Source organism: Archangium violaceum, from assembly GCF_016887565.1.
GTDB classification, from domain to species: domain Bacteria; phylum Myxococcota; class Myxococcia; order Myxococcales; family Myxococcaceae; genus Archangium; species Archangium violaceum_B.
Window position 1 is genome coordinate 9,126,030 of record NZ_CP069396.1, and the last position, 15,654, is coordinate 9,141,683.

At 66.6% G+C, this 15,654-nt stretch carries 15 protein-coding genes; 7 read left to right on the plus strand and 8 right to left on the minus strand.

Annotated features, from left to right (window positions below):
- Nucleotides 1-91: 91 nt before the first annotated feature.
- The 4 genes from istA (at nt 92) to JRI60_RS36365 (ending at nt 4,971) form a co-directional block, all read left to right on the plus strand.
- A complete protein-coding gene (gene istA / locus JRI60_RS36350) occupies nt 92-1,636 on the plus strand; it encodes an IS21 family transposase (protein WP_204220288.1) in 1,545 nt (514 codons plus the stop codon).
- A 127-nt stretch (nt 1,637-1,763) separates the two neighbouring features.
- On the plus strand, nt 1,764-2,504 hold the full coding sequence (gene istB, locus JRI60_RS36355) for an IS21-like element helper ATPase IstB (RefSeq protein WP_204220289.1): 741 nt from the start codon (nt 1,764-1,766) through the stop codon (nt 2,502-2,504).
- A 278-nt stretch (nt 2,505-2,782) separates the two neighbouring features.
- Entirely contained in the window at nt 2,783-3,223 is a 441-nt protein-coding gene (locus JRI60_RS36360) for a 3'-5' exonuclease (protein ID WP_239470878.1), read from the plus strand.
- Nucleotides 3,224-3,252: 29 nt separating this feature from the next.
- A complete protein-coding gene (locus JRI60_RS36365) occupies nt 3,253-4,971 on the plus strand; it encodes a hypothetical protein (protein ID WP_204220509.1) in 1,719 nt (572 codons plus the stop codon).
- A gap of 291 nt (nt 4,972-5,262) precedes the next feature.
- On the opposite strand, the gene JRI60_RS36370 is transcribed toward JRI60_RS36365, so the two are convergent.
- The 3 genes from JRI60_RS36370 to JRI60_RS36380 all read right to left on the minus strand — a co-directional run bounded on the left by JRI60_RS36370 (nt 5,263) and on the right by JRI60_RS36380 (nt 7,620).
- On the minus strand, nt 5,263-5,937 hold the full coding sequence (locus JRI60_RS36370) for an Eco29kI family restriction endonuclease (protein WP_204220510.1): 675 nt from the start codon (nt 5,935-5,937) through the stop codon (nt 5,263-5,265).
- Nucleotides 5,927-7,105, minus strand: a complete 1,179-nt coding sequence (locus tag JRI60_RS36375; protein ID WP_204220511.1) for a DNA cytosine methyltransferase — start codon at nt 7,103-7,105, stop codon at nt 5,927-5,929. Before JRI60_RS36375 ends, JRI60_RS36370 begins: the two co-directional genes overlap by 11 nt.
- A 92-nt stretch (nt 7,106-7,197) precedes the next feature.
- The gene (locus JRI60_RS36380) at nt 7,198-7,620 is read right to left on the minus strand and encodes a very short patch repair endonuclease (protein ID WP_204220512.1); all 423 of its coding nucleotides are present in this window, start codon (nt 7,618-7,620) and stop codon (nt 7,198-7,200) included.
- 575 nt (nt 7,621-8,195) lie between these two features.
- On the opposite strand from JRI60_RS36380, the gene JRI60_RS36385 reads away from it, so the two are divergent.
- Both JRI60_RS36385 and JRI60_RS36390 read left to right on the plus strand, forming a co-directional pair.
- On the plus strand, nt 8,196-9,392 hold the full coding sequence (locus JRI60_RS36385) for a hypothetical protein (RefSeq protein ID WP_204220513.1): 1,197 nt from the start codon (nt 8,196-8,198) through the stop codon (nt 9,390-9,392).
- 112 nt (nt 9,393-9,504) lie between these two features.
- Complete coding sequence (locus tag JRI60_RS36390; protein WP_204220514.1) at nt 9,505-10,314, plus strand: ribonuclease E inhibitor RraB; 810 nt, start codon at nt 9,505-9,507, stop codon at nt 10,312-10,314.
- A 35-nt stretch (nt 10,315-10,349) separates the two neighbouring features.
- Here JRI60_RS36390 and JRI60_RS36395 read toward each other — a convergent pair whose 3' ends face one another.
- The 5 genes from JRI60_RS36395 to JRI60_RS36415 all read right to left on the minus strand — a co-directional run bounded on the left by JRI60_RS36395 (nt 10,350) and on the right by JRI60_RS36415 (nt 14,506).
- Entirely contained in the window at nt 10,350-11,624 is a 1,275-nt protein-coding gene (locus JRI60_RS36395) for a DEAD/DEAH box helicase (protein WP_204220515.1), read from the minus strand.
- A 56-nt stretch (nt 11,625-11,680) separates the two neighbouring features.
- Complete coding sequence (locus JRI60_RS36400) at nt 11,681-12,352, minus strand: hypothetical protein (protein ID WP_204220516.1); 672 nt, start codon at nt 12,350-12,352, stop codon at nt 11,681-11,683.
- A gap of 47 nt (nt 12,353-12,399) precedes the next feature.
- Nucleotides 12,400-13,335 (minus strand): PD40 domain-containing protein, encoded by a 936-nt coding sequence (locus JRI60_RS36405; RefSeq protein ID WP_204220517.1) that lies wholly within the window; start codon nt 13,333-13,335, stop codon nt 12,400-12,402.
- 99 nt (nt 13,336-13,434) lie between these two features.
- A complete protein-coding gene (locus JRI60_RS36410) occupies nt 13,435-13,971 on the minus strand; it encodes a hypothetical protein (protein WP_204220518.1) in 537 nt (178 codons plus the stop codon).
- The gene (locus JRI60_RS36415) at nt 13,958-14,506 is read right to left on the minus strand and encodes an RNA polymerase sigma factor (protein WP_204220519.1); all 549 of its coding nucleotides are present in this window, start codon (nt 14,504-14,506) and stop codon (nt 13,958-13,960) included. The genes JRI60_RS36410 and JRI60_RS36415 overlap by 14 nt, the downstream gene beginning before the upstream one ends.
- A gap of 166 nt (nt 14,507-14,672) precedes the next feature.
- On the opposite strand from JRI60_RS36415, the gene JRI60_RS36420 reads away from it, so the two are divergent.
- Nucleotides 14,673-15,296: a TetR/AcrR family transcriptional regulator gene (locus JRI60_RS36420; protein ID WP_204220520.1), complete on the plus strand. Its 624-nt coding sequence runs from the start codon at nt 14,673-14,675 to the stop codon at nt 15,294-15,296.
- Nucleotides 15,297-15,654: the final 358 nt, after the last annotated feature.

Sequence of the window (15,654 nt, forward strand, 5' to 3'; positions counted from 1 at the left end):
GTCGGCTGGTAGCAACCGGACGCGGGAGGGCGGGCGAGCCGAGCGAGCACGCTGGACGGCATTCGTCGACGGCCCTCCGCGAGGAGGGCCGATGGCCACGGAGCGACTGTCCATGCGTCACATACGAGAAGTGCTACGGCAGAAGTGGGAGCAGAAGAGAAGCCACCGGGAGGTGGCCAGCAGCCTGGGAATCAGCGCGGGGGCGGTGGGGAGCGTGCTGGCGCGCGCTGCGGCGGCGAAGCTGAGCTGGGAGCAGGTGGAGCAGATGCGGGAGGAGGAGCTGGAGGAGCGGCTGTATGGCGCCGTGCCGAAGCCCACGGCCCAGAGGCCCCTGCCCGACCCGGTGTACATCCACACGGAGAGAAAGAAGCCCGGCGTCACGCTGGAGCTGTTGCACCTGGAGTACCTGGAGAAACACCCGGAGGGGTACCGCTACACGCAGTTCTGCGAGTACTACCGGCAGTGGTTGGCCAAACACCGGCTCACCATGAGGCAGGAGCACCGGGCGGGAGAAAAGCTCTTCGTCGACTACTCGGGAAACAAGCCGCACCTGGTGGACGAGACAACGGGCGAGCGCGTGGAGGTGGAGCTGTTCGTGGCGGTGCTGGGGGCCTCCAACTACACGTACGCGGAGGCCACGCGCACGCAGCGAGGGCCGGACTTCATCGCCAGTCACCAGCGCTGCTTCGTGTACCTCGGTGGCGTGCCGGGAGCGCTGGTGCCTGACCAGCTCAAGAGCGGGGTGACGCGCGCGTGCCGCTACGAGCCGGGAGTGCAGCGCACGTACGAGGAATTCGCGCGGCACTGCGGCACGGTGGTGCTGCCAGCGCGCCCGCGCTCGCCCCGGGACAAGGCGAAGGTGGAGGTGGGCGTGCTGGTGGTGCAGCGCTGGCTACTGGCGCGGCTGCGCCACCACACCTTCTTCTCGCTGGAGGCGCTCAACGAGCGCATTGGCGAGCTGCTGGAGGACCTCAATAACCGAAAAATGAGGCTGTACGACGCGAGCCGGAGAGAGCTCTTCGAGCGGCTGGACAAACCGGCGCTGCGGCCGCTACCGGCCGAGGCTTTCACCTACGGCGAGTGGAAGCAGGTGCGAGTCAACATCGACTACCACGTGCAGGTGCACCATCACTTCTACTCGGTGCCGTACGCGCTGGTGCACCAGGTGCTGGAGGCGCGAGTGACGGCCACCACGGTGGAGCTGTACCAGCGCGGCGAGCGCGTGGCGAGTCACGTGCGTAGCGACGAGCGGGGCCGGCACACCACGCAGCCGGAGCACATGCCCAAGGCGCACCAGAAGCACCTGGAGTGGACGCCCTCGCGGCTGGTGCACTGGGCGGGCACCATCGGCCCCAACACCCAGAAGCTGGTGGAGAGCATCCTGCGCGAGCGTCCTCACCCGGAGCTGGGTTACCGCTCCTGCCTGGGGATACTGCGGCTGGCCAGGCGCTACGGCAACGAGCGGCTGGAGGCGGCGTGCACGCGAGCCCTGGCCGTGAGCGCCCGCTCCTTCCGGCACGTGGACTCCATTCTCCAGAATGGGCTGGACCGGCTCGCCCCACCAACGGACGAAGCGCAACCGGAGCTCGCCGCGCAGACGCACGAGAACGTGCGCGGCAGCGACTACTACCACTGACCCTCACGCTACCCACGAGCCTCGTGCGTGAGGGGCGCGCCGTCGCACTGCGTGCGCCGGCGCGCGACGACGAAGCTCTCCAACACCGCGGCACCCAAGCAGGTGCCACACACCCGAGGACAAGCACATGCTGAACGAACCGACGATGCAGAAGCTGCACTCCCTGAAGCTCTCCGCCCTGGCGGCCGAGTGGGAACGGCAGCAGAAGGACCCCGAGCTGGCGAAGCTGTCCTTCGATGAGCGGCTGGGGATGTTGGTGGACGCCGAGTGGCTGCACCGGGAGAACGCGCGTACGGCGCGCTGCCTGCGCGAGGCGAAGCTGCGGCTGAGCAGCGCGAGCCTGGAGGACCTCGACTACGCGCCCAAGCGCGAGCTGGACAAGAGTCTGGTGCGCCAGCTGGGCTCGTGCCGCTGGGTGGCCGAGCACCAGAACGTGGTGATTACGGGAGCCACGGGGACCGGCAAGACGTACCTGGCCTGCGCACTGGCGGAGGCTGCGTGCCGCAAGGGCTACAAGGCGCTCTACCGCAGAGCGCCCCGGCTCTTCGACGAGCTGACGCTGGCACACGCGGATGGCTCGTACGCGCGGGTGCTGGCGCGTCTGGCCAAGGTGGACGTGCTGGTCATCGACGACTGGGGGCTGGCTCCACTCAAGGAGCAGGAGCGCCGGGACATGCTCGAGATTCTCGAGGACAGGTACGGCAACCGCAGCACCCTCATGACCAGCCAGCTGCCCACCACGAAGTGGCACGACCACCTGGGGGACCCGACGGTAGCCGACGCTATTTGCGACAGGGTGCTACATAACTCCCATCGGGTCGTGTTAAAGGGCCCCTCCCGCAGGAAGGAGGAGTCTGCGGAGAAGTAGGTCCCCGGTCAGCGTCGCTTCGCTCCGATCACGATGACCGATCCACCTGATCACGATCGACCGATCTGGGTGATCACGATGGCCGGAATACGCACCAGCGCATCAACGAGGACAACTCCACCCTCGACACAATCCGCGCCTACACGAACATTCAGAAAGTCCACAAGCTCACCCGAAACTACCGAAACACGAAGGAAATCGCGGCGCTCGCCGCGTGCTTCTACACGGGCCTGGAAAGCGGCATCCCTGCCTCCCCGACCCGAAGTGGTGACTTGCCTGTGCTGCTCGGGCACTCGTCCGCCCAGAAAACCGCCGACTACATTCTCCGGTTCGAGCGCAATCATCCCGACCTGGAAATCGGGGTACTAGTACCCACCAAGCGAGTCCAGTCCCGGCTCTGGCACCTCCTTGATGGAAAGACACGAAACCCTATCGAGCGCTACGTGGGTGGGAAGGGAGCGAAAAGCGAGCCCTTGCGTTTCGGACGGCCAGGAATCAAGGTCATCTGCTACGCGAGCGCGAAAGGCCTCGAATTCGACGCGGTGTTCCTGCCTGAGCTCCAAGACTGCATGCAGGACATGGCCCGTCCAGAAGCCAGGATGATGTTTTATGTGCTCATCTCGCGGGCGAGAGATCAACTCTTCTTCTGTTATTCGGGCAAGGACGCTCCCAAAATCGTCGAGGCGTTCCCGAAGGAGCTTTTAGATTGGCGACCATGACAGATGTCCCAGGAACCATGGAGTTGGCGATGAAGGCCAAGGTACCGGCGAGCATGGCGGTTCGTTCCCCCGTCTTCCTTGTAACCAACCGATACAACCTTCTCGATGTCCTTTCCTCAGGACTCATCGTCCCATACGAAGGTATCGAGAAGTACTACCCCGACCTCCTCGAACGCACCCCAGGGCGGCTTCTCCTCGTTGGGGCACCCTTCAACGAGGGGGTGCTCGCCTTGGCAAGTGACGAGACAGACCCGACGTCTTTCCCGGTGGCGATCGAGCTCGACTCCAATCGGCTCTCCGCAGGCAAGGTCCCAAGCTTGGGGGAGGATGGCCAATCCATCGAGCAGTCCATCGGTGCCCCCAGCGCGATTGCCTGGGCTCCCCTGGGAGCGATTCCTCTCTCGGCTATCAAATGCGTGCATTTCGCCTCCGATAAAGACCGCGAAGAGCATGAGGCGAGGAGATACGAGAACGTCCGAGTCGATGCTCTCCCGACTCGTACATCACCAGAGCTTTTCTCCGAGGCCACTGCCCGCATCACTCCAGAGGCGTTCCTGGCCTGGCTCTCGTCGCTTCCCACTTCCCAGGGAGTCGACGCACGGACATTTGACACTCTCGACCGTCACGCGGGCGCATGGGCTGTCCTCGCATCGGCGCTTCCCGCAAGCGCCAATACCCTCGGGGCATTCGCGACACTCCTCACGGAGGCCACATCAAGCCGTCCGACAAAAAAGGGAGCGAAGCGAAAGCCGAAGGCCGCAGCAAAGCGTTCTGGGGTCTTCCCAGGCTGGCTAGAATTGACCCCCGCAGGGACCCGACTGGACGACACGCCGCCCGCTCAAGCAGATCTCGATACACGGCTCTTTCTCGCGGCATTGGGTGTGTTCCGGGCGAGCTCGCCACGGGAGCGGTGGCGTCCGTTGGATGTCCTGTCCAGCATCGAGGCGAGTGTCCGGGAGATGAGTCTGTCCGCGCAGGATGAAGCGGAACTATTGAGGAACCTCGAACCTATTCGAAGCATTCTCAGGAACGAGCGCGACTTCCGTCCGCTCAACACTGGCAAGGGGCTTCTCGTCGCGAAGGCACTGTTGCTGGTAATGCTAAGACCGGAGCCGCAGCGGCTTCTCGCCTGGGATCGCCAAGCGTCCGGTGCGAGCGACGCTATGATGATGACGGCGGCGGTCCTCTCCGGTCTGCTCTCCGGCCATAAGCGTCTCCCTATCTCACTTCGAAGCGAAGGACTGGACACCTTCCTGGCCGAGCACACCGCAGGGCTCCTCTCGCCTGCGGAAGGAGTATGGACCACCCCATCTCGCCCCGACCAGAACTTGTCAGTCGAGGAGATCACCAGTGAAAACGGCCCCACCTCGCTCGTAATCATGTGGCGTGGCCTTCCTCTCCTAAGCCGCACCAAGCCACCTCCGACGCTAGCGGAAACGATGCTCTCCATGAGTTTGAGCGATCCCGCCAAGAACGAACTCGCACTTCGAATCGTCCGTGCACTCGATTGGTCGGACTGCGTCAGATCCGTGATTAGTCTGCCGGCTGGCGAGTACAGTTTGAAACGGGGCAAGGGCTCAAGTCTCATGCTGACGACCACCGGTTTTCCAACGGTCACCCACGCTCTGGATGAGGCTCGCTTCAATGAGCGCATCACCAAGGAGGGAGTTCCCCCGGACCGGGAAAAACAACTGTGGGAGATCGTAACTGGCGAGGCGCCCGCGCCCCACTCCCCAGCGATGCCATGATGACGCTAGCGGCACGACCGCGATATCAGGTGGGCTCGCCACAGGCCTGCATCAACCATTCGTGGCGAGGGACGGCAGAGCAGGGCTCCCTGTGATAGCTGTCCTCATCTCGAAAGGGTCAATCCCTTTCTCCGGGCGACTCAAACCAGATGGAGTGCATGCCCGGCGCATCAAGAGGCTCGCTAGCGCTCAGCATGGGCTGAGGGTGGGGCGGAGTGCCTCCGTGTTGGCGCGCGAACTGCTAGTGAGGGCCATTTGGAGCTGTCCGTGGAAGCTTACCCGCTCCTCTGATCAGTCCTCGACGTCCTCGTCTTGCATGAAGACGGATGCATCATCCGGGAGGGGCGGCCGCTTCTTAACGCCCGGACGGTTGAGCTTCAGAAAGTCCTGGACGAGGGCCTCAGCCTCCTGAGGGGTGCGCGTCTTGTTCAGGTGCTTGGCCCAGGGTCGTCCCGGGTGCAGCGTGTCCCACCAACTCAACTTGCCCTCGTGGCGCCCCTTGCCCGGGTTGTGCAGGCCAAAGCCCTCCAGGGCCACGTTCCAGACTGGCCGATAGCGCTCGATGAGAAGTCGCTCGGCCATGGTTATCCAGAGTTCCTTCACCGCCAAGTAGCGACAGAGGAAGTCTTTCACCTTGAGGTTCGCAGCAGCATCAATGGACTCGCGGTGCTCCCCAAGACGCTTGAAAAGGGAGTTGGACATACCTGTGGCCGACTTAGTCCTCTCCCCCTTGCGAGCCCCCTTCGGCACCGCCTTGCCCACATAGATGGGCCAGCTCGCGTCCTTCAAACTGATGGGGCTATAAATATCAAAGCCCCCCTTGTAGTAGAGCGCATAGACGCCAGCGCCGGGAAAAGACTTGGGGAAGTCGAGTGGGACAGCGTCTCGACGCTCCAGTTCCTGTACACAGGTTCTGGCGAGATTGTCGTAGTCGAGCGGGTCGAATTCCCTGAAGTCAGTGGCCACCAGAACTCCTCAGCTTCTCGGCCACGCTATTGGCAACAACCGCCGCGAGATCTACCGGCACAGCGTTCCCGAGCTGGCGCATTGCCTCGGACCAAGCCCCTTCGAAATGCCAGGAGTCAGGGAACGTCTGGAGCCGGGCAGCCTCGCGCACGGTGAAATAGCGCAGTCGGCCATCGGGTAGGGCCAGCATGTTCTCTCCTCCCGGAACGCCATGCACACCGGCCTTCAGCGTCTTGGCGGGCATGTCCAAGGGACTACCGGTGTGCCCTGGGTACGCCTTCGCACCAGGGTTGAGCTTGTGGTTCGAGAACTTGCCGCACTCGCGACCCACACGCGGCTCGGGCAGATCCACGATGGCATCACGCACGGTCTTCCACGGCTTCGTCGGGAAGGGCTCGTCCCGCTCTTCCAGATCACTCAGCTTCAGACCCAATCGCGCGGGCTTGCTGGGAGGAGAGCGAACACCATGGCGCTTCCAGTAATCACCCGTGATGTACTGCTCCCAAACGAGGGCGTCGAGGCTATGGGTGGGCTCCGGGAAGTGCCATTTCAGGCCCGTATCATCCCGGAAGCCGACGAAGAACACGCGCTCACGCACCTGGGGCACACCATAATCGGCGGCGTTCAACAGCTCGGTGACGACGTTGTACCGCAGTCCCTTGTGACGCCCCTTCGTCTTCACCTCCTCCAATCGGTGGAGATGTGCGGTCCACTCCTCGTCGCGCTTCTTGGTGACGGTGGGATAGGTGAGTTGGAGGCGGATGTACTCGAAGTAGTTGCGGAAGCTCTGCCGGGTCAGCCCCTTCACGTTCTCCAGGATGAAGGCGCGCGGTTGCAGCTCGCGCACCGCCCGCACGAACTCCGGAATCATGTTGCGGGAGTCATCCTGGGCCTGGTGCTTGCCGCCGAGGCTGAACGGTTGGCACGGAGCCCCGCCAGCCACCAAGTCCAGCATCCCTTGGCCGAAGATCGCGTAGGAATTTATCCGCACGTCGGCTTGGTGAACGCGCCACTCGCGAATGCCCGGAAGAGCCTCCGCGCGGGCGTTCTCGCGAAGCGTCTCGCAGGCGTCCTCATCCCACTCGTACAGGCCGAGATGATGGAAACCAGCGACATGCGTACCGAGGGCCAGCCCACCAGCACCGGTGAACAGCTCGATGGAGTCCATGGTGCTCGATCCATGCAGCACCTCGCGTCATGTCGCAAGCTTCTGATGCACTACGGTTCACTTTCGGCCTGGTCCATGGGCGTGACCCCGGGTCAAGTCGCGGGGCCATCCAGGAAGAGGCGAAGGTCCTCGCGCAGGGACTCCTCGTCTCGTAGTTGGCACTCCCAGACCACGTGCACGTCCCACCCCAGCTCCTTCAGTTCCCGCTCCTTGCGTAGGTCCCTTGCCCTGTTGCCCTCGAGCTTCGGCAGCCAGAAATCGAGCCGCGATTTCGGTAAGCGCGCGAGCGGGCAGGCCGGGTCGGGATGGCGGTGCCAGAAGCAGCCGTGCACGAAGACGGCCTTGCTGCGACCCGGGAAGGCGAGATCTGGATGCCCAGGAACCTTCTTGTAGTGGAGGCGGTAGCGGTACCCCATCGAGGACACGAGGCGTCGAACGCGCAGTTCCGGCGTGGTGTCCTTGTTGCGAACCCGGGCCATCCGTTCGCTGCGCGCCGCGGGAGTCAGGGTATCCATGCGGAAGATCTCGCTGTTCCAGGGGGACAACCGACTACAGAGGTGAGGCCGTCGGAGTTATCTTTCAAGTAGTCCGCTGATTCAAGAGTTCAGCGTGAACTCGACTGGCCGCAGTTCAGTGGCTCGCCTCCTCGTTCCCTCCTCGACCAGCCGAACGTTCCATGGAGTCTCGGGACATCTCATCGGATTCCAACGCCATTCCGCCGCGACATTTTCCGGATGCGCCTGACGAACCGGTCGAACCCGAGGGCTATCTCCCACCAACCGTTGGTGGTAAGCCGTCTCCACGCGTCGTGAACCGCGAGCAGCCGCCGAGTCCAACCTCGCCCGCGGTTCTCCCCACTACGCGAGGCAGGGACCACACTCGGACGGCTCATTCACTTTTTTCATCGGCCCTCCGTCAGGTTCCCTGGTGCCCCTACGTACTGTGCGGCTCGATGACCCAGACCCGACTGTTTTCCCTCTTCGTTCTGCTCCTCGTTGCGTGTCATCCCCCCAAGACCGTCGACCCGACTCCCGACGGAGGCGGAGGGCAGAACCCCCCTCCCGGCACCCCGCCCACCTTCACCGTCCACATGTCGGACGAGATCAAGACCACCTTCCAGCTGTACAGCAGCGTCCACGTGCTGCTCGGTGATGGCAGCAGGTTCCGCGAGCGCCTCGACGACAGCGGCGTGGTGCGGTTCCATGACCCGGCCATCGCAGGTCCTCAGGACGTCAGTGTGGTGATGGTCCAATCCACCGGAGAGGTGAAGGTGAAGACCTACCTCGCGCTCGACGGGACCGAGGTCTGGTTACCCAGCTTCGTGGGATTCCTGTCGGCCCTCCCCTGGACGAAGCAGGGCACCGTGACGGGCCGGGTGACGGGTGCGACCCATGTCGGCAATCTGTCCGTCACCGCGGTCGGCAAGGGGCTCTCCGGCGTCACGACGCTGGCCGAGGACGGCTCCTTCAGCATCGACGTTCGCGGTGACGAACCCGGCCAGGTGGACCTCTTCGCCCGGGAGACCGAGGGCCCCGATGGAAAGGTCCTCCGGGTCGGGCTCGCGCGGGGCATCGCCGTAAGCTCCGGCACCACAGTCAGCGGGCTGGAGCTCGCGCTCGATCATCCGGTGGACCAGTCGCTCAACGTGACGGTGGAGGGCAGCCGCTACCAGGGCAGCTCGGTGAGCGCCGAGCTCTGGTACATCCTGGGCGGCCAGCTCCTCTTCCGCACGAACGCCTCCGGCACGATACCCCTCTCGGTCCCGGCGATCGCTCGGACAGCCCCCTTCGACACCATCACCCCGATGCTCCACGTCACCTCGGGTGACACGACGAATCTCCAGGGTGGAGCGGTCCAGACGAACATGCCCGTGAGCGACACCTCGTCCGCGGAGGTCTCGTTCCTGGCCCCCCTGAGCATCACCTCGCCGGCCGTGGGGACCTTGGAAGCCCCGGGCAGCGCCTCGCGCTCGGGCCTCGTCCTGCGCTGGAATCCCGATAGCTCCGCGCACCTGACGGAGGTGGAGCTCGCCGCGCTGGTCGGGCCGGGTTCCCTGGATTGGACCGTGGTGGCACCCGCTTCCATCACCTCGTTCACGCCCTTCCCGCTCCCCGCGGGCATCGCTCCGGTCACCACCTTCCCCGCGGGCTCCTACCGCGTGTGGGCGACCACCACCTGGCGGGCCAAGGCGAGCAGCTACGCGGACTTCTTCACCGGAAGCCCGACCCGCGACCCGTACGAGGAGACCCGGACGACCCGGCTCCTCACCTACGTCGAGCTCCAGTAGTCACCGGACGCCGGGCCCCAAAGAGGTTGGGAGTGGTAGCCGCGATAAGCTCTCGGGTGAATGGACCTCATTCCCTTCCTCCCTGCTTCGCGTCCACGCGCGGAACCGTGAAATGACCACCCAGCGCAAGCGGGCTCGACCCGGAGACATCCTCGAGGTCAAAACACCTCGGGGGTTGGCGTATGTCCATTACACATACGTCTCCAAGGATCCGTATTGGGAGGTCCTCCGGATCCTTCCTGGATTCTTCACCACGCGTCCGGCGGACTTCACGGCCCTGGTCAACAATCCGGGTGCATACTTCGCCTTCTACCCAGCTCGTGCCGCTGTCTCACAAGGGTTGGTCGATGTCGTTGCCCATCAACCGGTGCAACCGGGGCAGGAGTTTCCCGCCAGCTACAGGCGAGCTGGAGCAAGGAGCCGGAATGGCAGGATCCTCGCATGGCTGATCCACGAAGGCACGAAAGAAACCCTGGTCCGGGAACTCACCAAGGAGCAGCGCCATCTGCCCATCGCCTCCTTCTGGATGCACGACGTACTGGTAACATCCCTCACGGAGGAATGGCGGCCCGAGCAGGACATCGGCATTCCCCCGGAACCGGAGGGCACGGTTGCCTCGTCGGCTGAGCCAAAGTCAGAGGAGAGCCCTTCGGAAGACTCCAAGCCCCGGCATGTCAGGCACTACCTGTACTTCACCACCGCGAAGGTGGGCAAAGCGGTGGCCGCCCAGCTCACCACTCGCGGCTTCGAAGTAACGAGCCGCAAGAGCGCCGATGGGAAGAACTGGCTGGTGCTGGTCGAGCACTTCGTGAGCGATGGAGAGCAGTTCGACTCGGCGCGGGAATCCCTGGAGCACCTGGCACAGGAGCACTCCGGGCAATACGACGGGTATGAGCTGGAAGTCGCCTCCAACCCGAAGTGAACGAACCGGAGGAATCAACTGCTCGGGCGCGAGCGTCACTTCTCCGTCTGGCCCGAGCGTGAACCCTTTCCGTGCGTCCGCGCGTGCCGTCCCGGGGCCTGTCCCGGCTCCTTCTTGGACATACCGTGGTCCTTCTGCGGCGGGCCCGGGTCTCTCTGCGCGGCCTGGTGCCGCTCCCACTCCGCCTGGAACACGGGGTCCTCGCGCGGCACGGTCGCGCGGGGAATCCCCGCCCGCATGATCTTCTCGATGCGCTCGACCATCAGCCGGTCCTTCGCCGTGGCGAACGTCGAGGCCACGCCGCTCGCGGAGGCGCGCGCCGTACGGCCAATCCGGTGCACGTAGTCCTCCGGCGCGTGCGGCAGGTCGTAGTTGATGACGTGTCCCACGTCCTCCACGTCCAGCCCCCGCGCCGCGATGTCCGTGGCCACCAGGCACCGGTACGTCCCGTCCCGGAAGCCCTTCATCGCCTGGTTGCGCTGGTTCTGCGTCCGGTCCGCGTGCAACACCGTGCACCGGTACCCCGCCCGCTGCAGCGTCTGGTGCACCTTGTCCGCCCGCTCCTTCGTCCGCGTGAACACGAGCGCCGTCTCCTCGTCCCGCGCCAGCAGCGTGAGCAGCAGCGCCGACTTCTCCTCCGGCTTCACCACGTACAGCCGCTGCTCGGCGCGCTCGGCGGGCGTGCCACTGCGCGTCACCTCCACGCGCACCGGCCGGTACAGCTCCTCGCGGGCGAAGCGGCTCACGTCCGGCCCCAGCGTCGCGGAGAACAGCAGCGTCTGCCTCTTCCGGGGCAGCGCCGCGAGGATGCGCTCGAGCTGCGGCTGGAAGCCCATGTCCAGCATCCGGTCCGCCTCGTCCAGCACCAGGGCCTCCAGGTGCGGAAACGCCGCGGCGCGCGACTCCAGCAGATCCACCAGCCGCCCCGGCGTGGCCAGCACGAGCGTGGGCTTGCGCTTCAGCGCCTCCGCCTGCGCCCCCATGTCCTCGCCACCGATGACCACCACGTGCGAGACACCGCGCGACCCGCCGAAGAACTCCACCGGCTCGGAGATCTGCTGCACCAGCTCGCGGGTGGGCGCCAGCACCAGGCCCAGTGTCCCCTTGCGGCCCGCGAAGCGCTCCACCAGGGGCAGCACGTACGCGGCCGTCTTACCGGTACCGGTGGCCGCGCAGCCGATGATGTCCCGGCCCTCGAGCGCCGGGGGAATGGCCTGCGCCTGGATGGGGGTGGGCCGCGAGAAGCGCGCGCGGCGCAGGGCGTCGAGGGACTCGGGGGACAGGCCGAGCTGCTGGAAGGTATCGCTCACGACATGGGGGTACCACGCCGCCCCCGCGAGGGCCATCCAGCCGGCGAGCCGTTCGCTCAGAAGCGGCCAGCCAGCACCAGCGCCTGATGGTTGGCGCCGAGCACGAGGACCGGCTGCACCTGGAGCCCCCGCGCCTTCTTCCGAGCGCTGGAGGACAGCTCGTATCCCAGCAGGGCGCCCACCACCGACAGGGGGATGGGCGCGGCCACGAGGAAGCTGGCGAACGGCTCGCGTGTGTCCTCCGCCAGGTTCCACAGCCCCACCGTGGAGAGCGCCCCCAGGGCGAAACCTCCGACCGTCAACAACAGGCTTCCGTCTCCCGCCATCAGCTCGCCGCCCCACCAGACTCCCAGCGGAAAGCCGACGGCCATTCCCACGAGCGCGAAGGGAAGGACCCCCGGGCCGTCATCGCTCCCGAACAGCCGGAGGCCGCTCCCCATCATGTACAGCCCCACGCCCACGAGCCCTCCCGCGAGGCCGGTCCCCAACCCCGCTCCCGTCTCGACGAGCAACCGAAACCCCAGGGGCTGCTCGAGGGGAGCCATCTGCACGACATCCGGGATGCGCCTCGGCGCGTCTCCCGCCGGCTCCTCCACGAGCCGCAACCGCCACCGGTTCTCTCCTCCCCGAGTGGGCGCGTCCCAGCTCCGCCCCTGCTCCGCCCGAGCCATCGCCGGGAGCAGGAACAGAAGCGCCAACACACACCGCAAGGCCACGCAGCTCGACATGGGGAGCCTCCCACCGGCGTCGTTCACCCGTGGCCTTAGCACACGTGCTACTTGCCCGGCGCGGCCAGCCCCACGACAGCGAGCGGTACTTCATAGAAGTCACCCTGGCCATTGCCCGGCGCGGCCAGCCGCTCGGCGAACTCCTTCGTGGTCAACGCGCGCTCGGGCGGCGCGGTGGAGAAGAGCCGCCGTTGCGCGTAGACGAGTGTCCCCCGTGTGGCCACCACCGTGGGAGTGAAGGCTCCCTCGGTACGATTGACAGCGAGGCCGAGGTTGCGCGGGGCGCGCCACCCCTGCTCCTCGCGCTCACTGACGTACAGATCGAAGTCGCTCGAGCCCCCGGGCCGCTGCGAGGAGAAGACGAGGTAGCGCTCGTCCGGGTCCACGAAATGGTTGCCATCTCCCTTGCCGGAGTTGATGGACTCCGGCAGCGGCTCGCCCTCGGCCCACCCGTTGCCCCGGGGTGCGTGCCGCACGATGCGCCGCGCGCCTCCCTTCGGCGAGCGCGTCACGTAGACGGCCCCCTCCCGCGTCACCGAGGTGTTCGTCTCGTCCTCCGGGGTGTTGAGCCCCTCGGCCAGCCGCGGCGCTCCCCAGCCCTTCTCCGTGCGCTCGACGAGCCAGATGTCGAAGTCCGGGTGCACCTTCTCCCCCTCGGACTGGGGGCGCACGGAGGCGAAGAAGAGCCGCCTGCCATCCGGAGTGAACGAGGGGTCGATGTCCCGGTAGCGCCCGGAGAAGGGCAGCACCTCGGGAGCCGTCCAGCGGCCCTCCCGCCACTGCGAGACCATCAGCACCTGGAAGCCGAAGCGCGTGGGGTCCGCCCGGGTGAACACCACCGTGCGCCCATCCGGCGAGAACGTGGCGCCGAACTCCTCATTGCCCGTGGACACCACTCCCGGGGCGAAGACCGCTGGCTCGGCGGTAGCCGCGGGCGCCGCGTGCAGCAGCAACATCAAGGGAAGGGACAGGAGCGAGGACATGACGATGCCTTTCCGCCCGGGAGCGAGCCCGGGCCAGTGGAGACGACGAAGAGCGTGAAGTGAAGACGCGCGGTGCTCGCGCCGAGGCGGGACGGAGCCTCAGGCGCGGCGCAGGACGAGCACGGGGGTGGAGACGAGTGCCAGACCGGCCACCAGCCCGAGCACCCCACTCAGGCCGTAGAGGATGCAGGCCAGGGAGCCGCAGAGCGAGGCGACCGTCCCCGAGGCCAGGATGAAACCCAAGCGGCCCTGCTCCATCCGAAGGGCCTCGCGTGAGAGGAGCGCGCCGGCGAGGAGTCCGCCGATCACGCAGGACGCGAAGCAGAAGGAGCGACAGCCACCGCCGAAGCAGACGTGTCCCGCCGCGAGCACCAGGAAGGGACCGAGCAACGGGATGAGGCCCGCGAGCAGTCCCGGCGTCACCGCCCTGCCCCACTGCCTGCCCCGCCAGCCCAACCCGACGCACAGCAGCACCAGCGCGGCGCCCAGCGGCAGCGTGGCACGCGAGCCCAGCACCGCCGCCATCAGGGTCAGCCCCGCGGCGGGCAGCGCCCCGGGCACCGCGGCCCGCAGACGCCCCCACTCGTAGGCCAGGCGCGCGCGCCGCTGGAGGCGCACCGCTTCACTCGACACCATGACGCATCCTCCATGCCTCGCGCAGCCTCCCGAGCGCACGCTCGAGCCGCTTGCGGAACGTGGCGCCGGGGATCGCGGGCCGCTCCCGCTCTCCCATGGCCGCCTCCAGGGTCTCCACATCCTCCGGCCTCAGCCCTCCCATCACCTCCGCCAGCGCGCGCCGCAAATCCTCCGCGAGCAACCGCGCCTCGGGCCCCTCCGCCCCATCCACCACCTCCACCTGCTCCTCCTCGGGCGCCTCGCGCCGGCGCATCCGCGCCTTGCGCACGGTGCGGCACTCCCAGGCCGCGATGCCCAGCACCCACGGCAGCGCCTCGCGTGTCGCGTCGTACTCGGTGGCCCGGGCGAACACCTTCAGCAGCGCCGCCTGCGCCGCGTCCTCGGCGTCCTCGCGGCACGGCAGCAGCCGCGCGCAGAAGCCCTCCAGGAGCGGCTGGAGGCAAGCGAAGGCCGGCGTGAAGGCCTGTCGATCCCCCTCGGCGAGCCGCTCCAGCCATCGCCGCAGTTGCTGACGTTCGCTGTGGTCCAACCGCATCGTGTCTCTTCTAGGCCGCTGCCCGGAAAGCGTGACACCCGACCAGCGCCTTCCCGACCGACCAGGTAGCGGGCGGAACTCCGAGCATGCTCCAATCCACACCCTCGGTCCCAGTCCCCCTCGGGTTGACGAGCGTCCGGAGCGGAGCTAGGTCTGGACTCAGGAAATGAATCAAGCTTCAGTCAAAAAAGCGCCGGCGTCCCGGCTGCGCGCCCGCCTCCGGGAGGCGACCACGGACGCCATCCGGGCGGCGGCGGAGGAAGTGTTCGCCGAGCAGGGGTTCGGGGCCCGGATGGAGGACATCGCCGCGCGGGCGGGGGTGTCGGTGGGCACGCTGTACAACCACTTCGAGGACCGTGACGCGCTGCTGGTGGTGCTCATCCAGGCCCGGCGCGAGGCACTGCTGGCCCAGGTGGACCAGGTGCTCGCCGAGGTGGAGGGCCGCTCCTTCCGGGAGCAACTGCGCGCGCTGCTCGACAAGGTGTTCGGGCACTTCCACGAGCACTCCCGGTTCTTCGCCATCGTGGTGCAGTCGGAGGTCTTCCGCGGCCCTGGCTACCCCCAGCGCGCTGGCTCCCTGGTGGAGCTGACGAAGCGGGTGGAGCAGCTCATCCAACGCGGAGTCGCCGCGGGTGAGCTGCGCGGTGAGGGCTCGGAACTCTACGCGACGCTGCTGGTGGGCATGGTGCGAAGCGTGCTCATGCGGGTGGCGGAGACGAAGCGGGGCGAGGACCTGCGTCACGGCGCGGACACACTGATTCAAGTCTTCCTAAGGGGAAGCGAGGTCTGACCCCAGGTCACTACGCCGCCCGGGTGAAGCAGGCGGAGGCGGAGCTCGAGTCGGCCCAGGCGCAGGCTCAGGCCGCCGACGCGCGGGCCTCTCCGCCGAGGTCACCGTGCACACGGGCGGCTGAGCCCCCCGGTACACGGGCTCCCCGAGCCCCACTTCTTCCGCGCCCCGGTGCCCCCGCGCCGGGGCGTGTCAGTTTTTTCGACCCCCCGCGTCCGTGCTCCCTGGATTCCTCTTTCCTTCGACGGCCATGACCTCCTTCGCGCCCACGTCATCAGTCTCAGTCTCAGCGGCGAACCGCTCGTCGCGAGACCCGCGTGTGCGGCGCGAGGTGGCGCTCTGACCGGCTGAGTCCGTC

Excerpts from the sequence above, each read along its gene's own strand:
- JRI60_RS36380 (WP_204220512.1), bottom strand. The coding sequence starts at position 7,620 with ATGGATACCCTGACTCCCGCGGCGCGCAGCGAACGGATGGCCCGGGTT.
- JRI60_RS36385 (WP_204220513.1), top strand. The coding sequence starts at position 8,196 with ATGTCGGACGAGATCAAGACCACCTTCCAGCTGTACAGCAGCGTCCAC.
- JRI60_RS36400 (WP_204220516.1), bottom strand. The coding sequence starts at position 12,352 with ATGTCGAGCTGCGTGGCCTTGCGGTGTGTGTTGGCGCTTCTGTTCCTG.
- JRI60_RS36405 (WP_204220517.1), bottom strand. The coding sequence starts at position 13,335 with ATGTCCTCGCTCCTGTCCCTTCCCTTGATGTTGCTGCTGCACGCGGCG.
- istB (WP_204220289.1), top strand. The coding sequence starts at position 1,764 with ATGCTGAACGAACCGACGATGCAGAAGCTGCACTCCCTGAAGCTCTCC.
- istA (WP_204220288.1), top strand. The coding sequence starts at position 92 with ATGGCCACGGAGCGACTGTCCATGCGTCACATACGAGAAGTGCTACGG.
- JRI60_RS36390 (WP_204220514.1), top strand. The coding sequence starts at position 9,505 with ATGACCACCCAGCGCAAGCGGGCTCGACCCGGAGACATCCTCGAGGTC.
- JRI60_RS36420 (WP_204220520.1), top strand. The coding sequence starts at position 14,673 with ATGAATCAAGCTTCAGTCAAAAAAGCGCCGGCGTCCCGGCTGCGCGCC.
- JRI60_RS36415 (WP_204220519.1), bottom strand. The coding sequence starts at position 14,506 with ATGCGGTTGGACCACAGCGAACGTCAGCAACTGCGGCGATGGCTGGAG.
- JRI60_RS36365 (WP_204220509.1), top strand. The coding sequence starts at position 3,253 with ATGAAGGCCAAGGTACCGGCGAGCATGGCGGTTCGTTCCCCCGTCTTC.
- JRI60_RS36410 (WP_204220518.1), bottom strand. The coding sequence starts at position 13,971 with ATGGTGTCGAGTGAAGCGGTGCGCCTCCAGCGGCGCGCGCGCCTGGCC.
- JRI60_RS36375 (WP_204220511.1), bottom strand. The coding sequence starts at position 7,105 with ATGGACTCCATCGAGCTGTTCACCGGTGCTGGTGGGCTGGCCCTCGGT.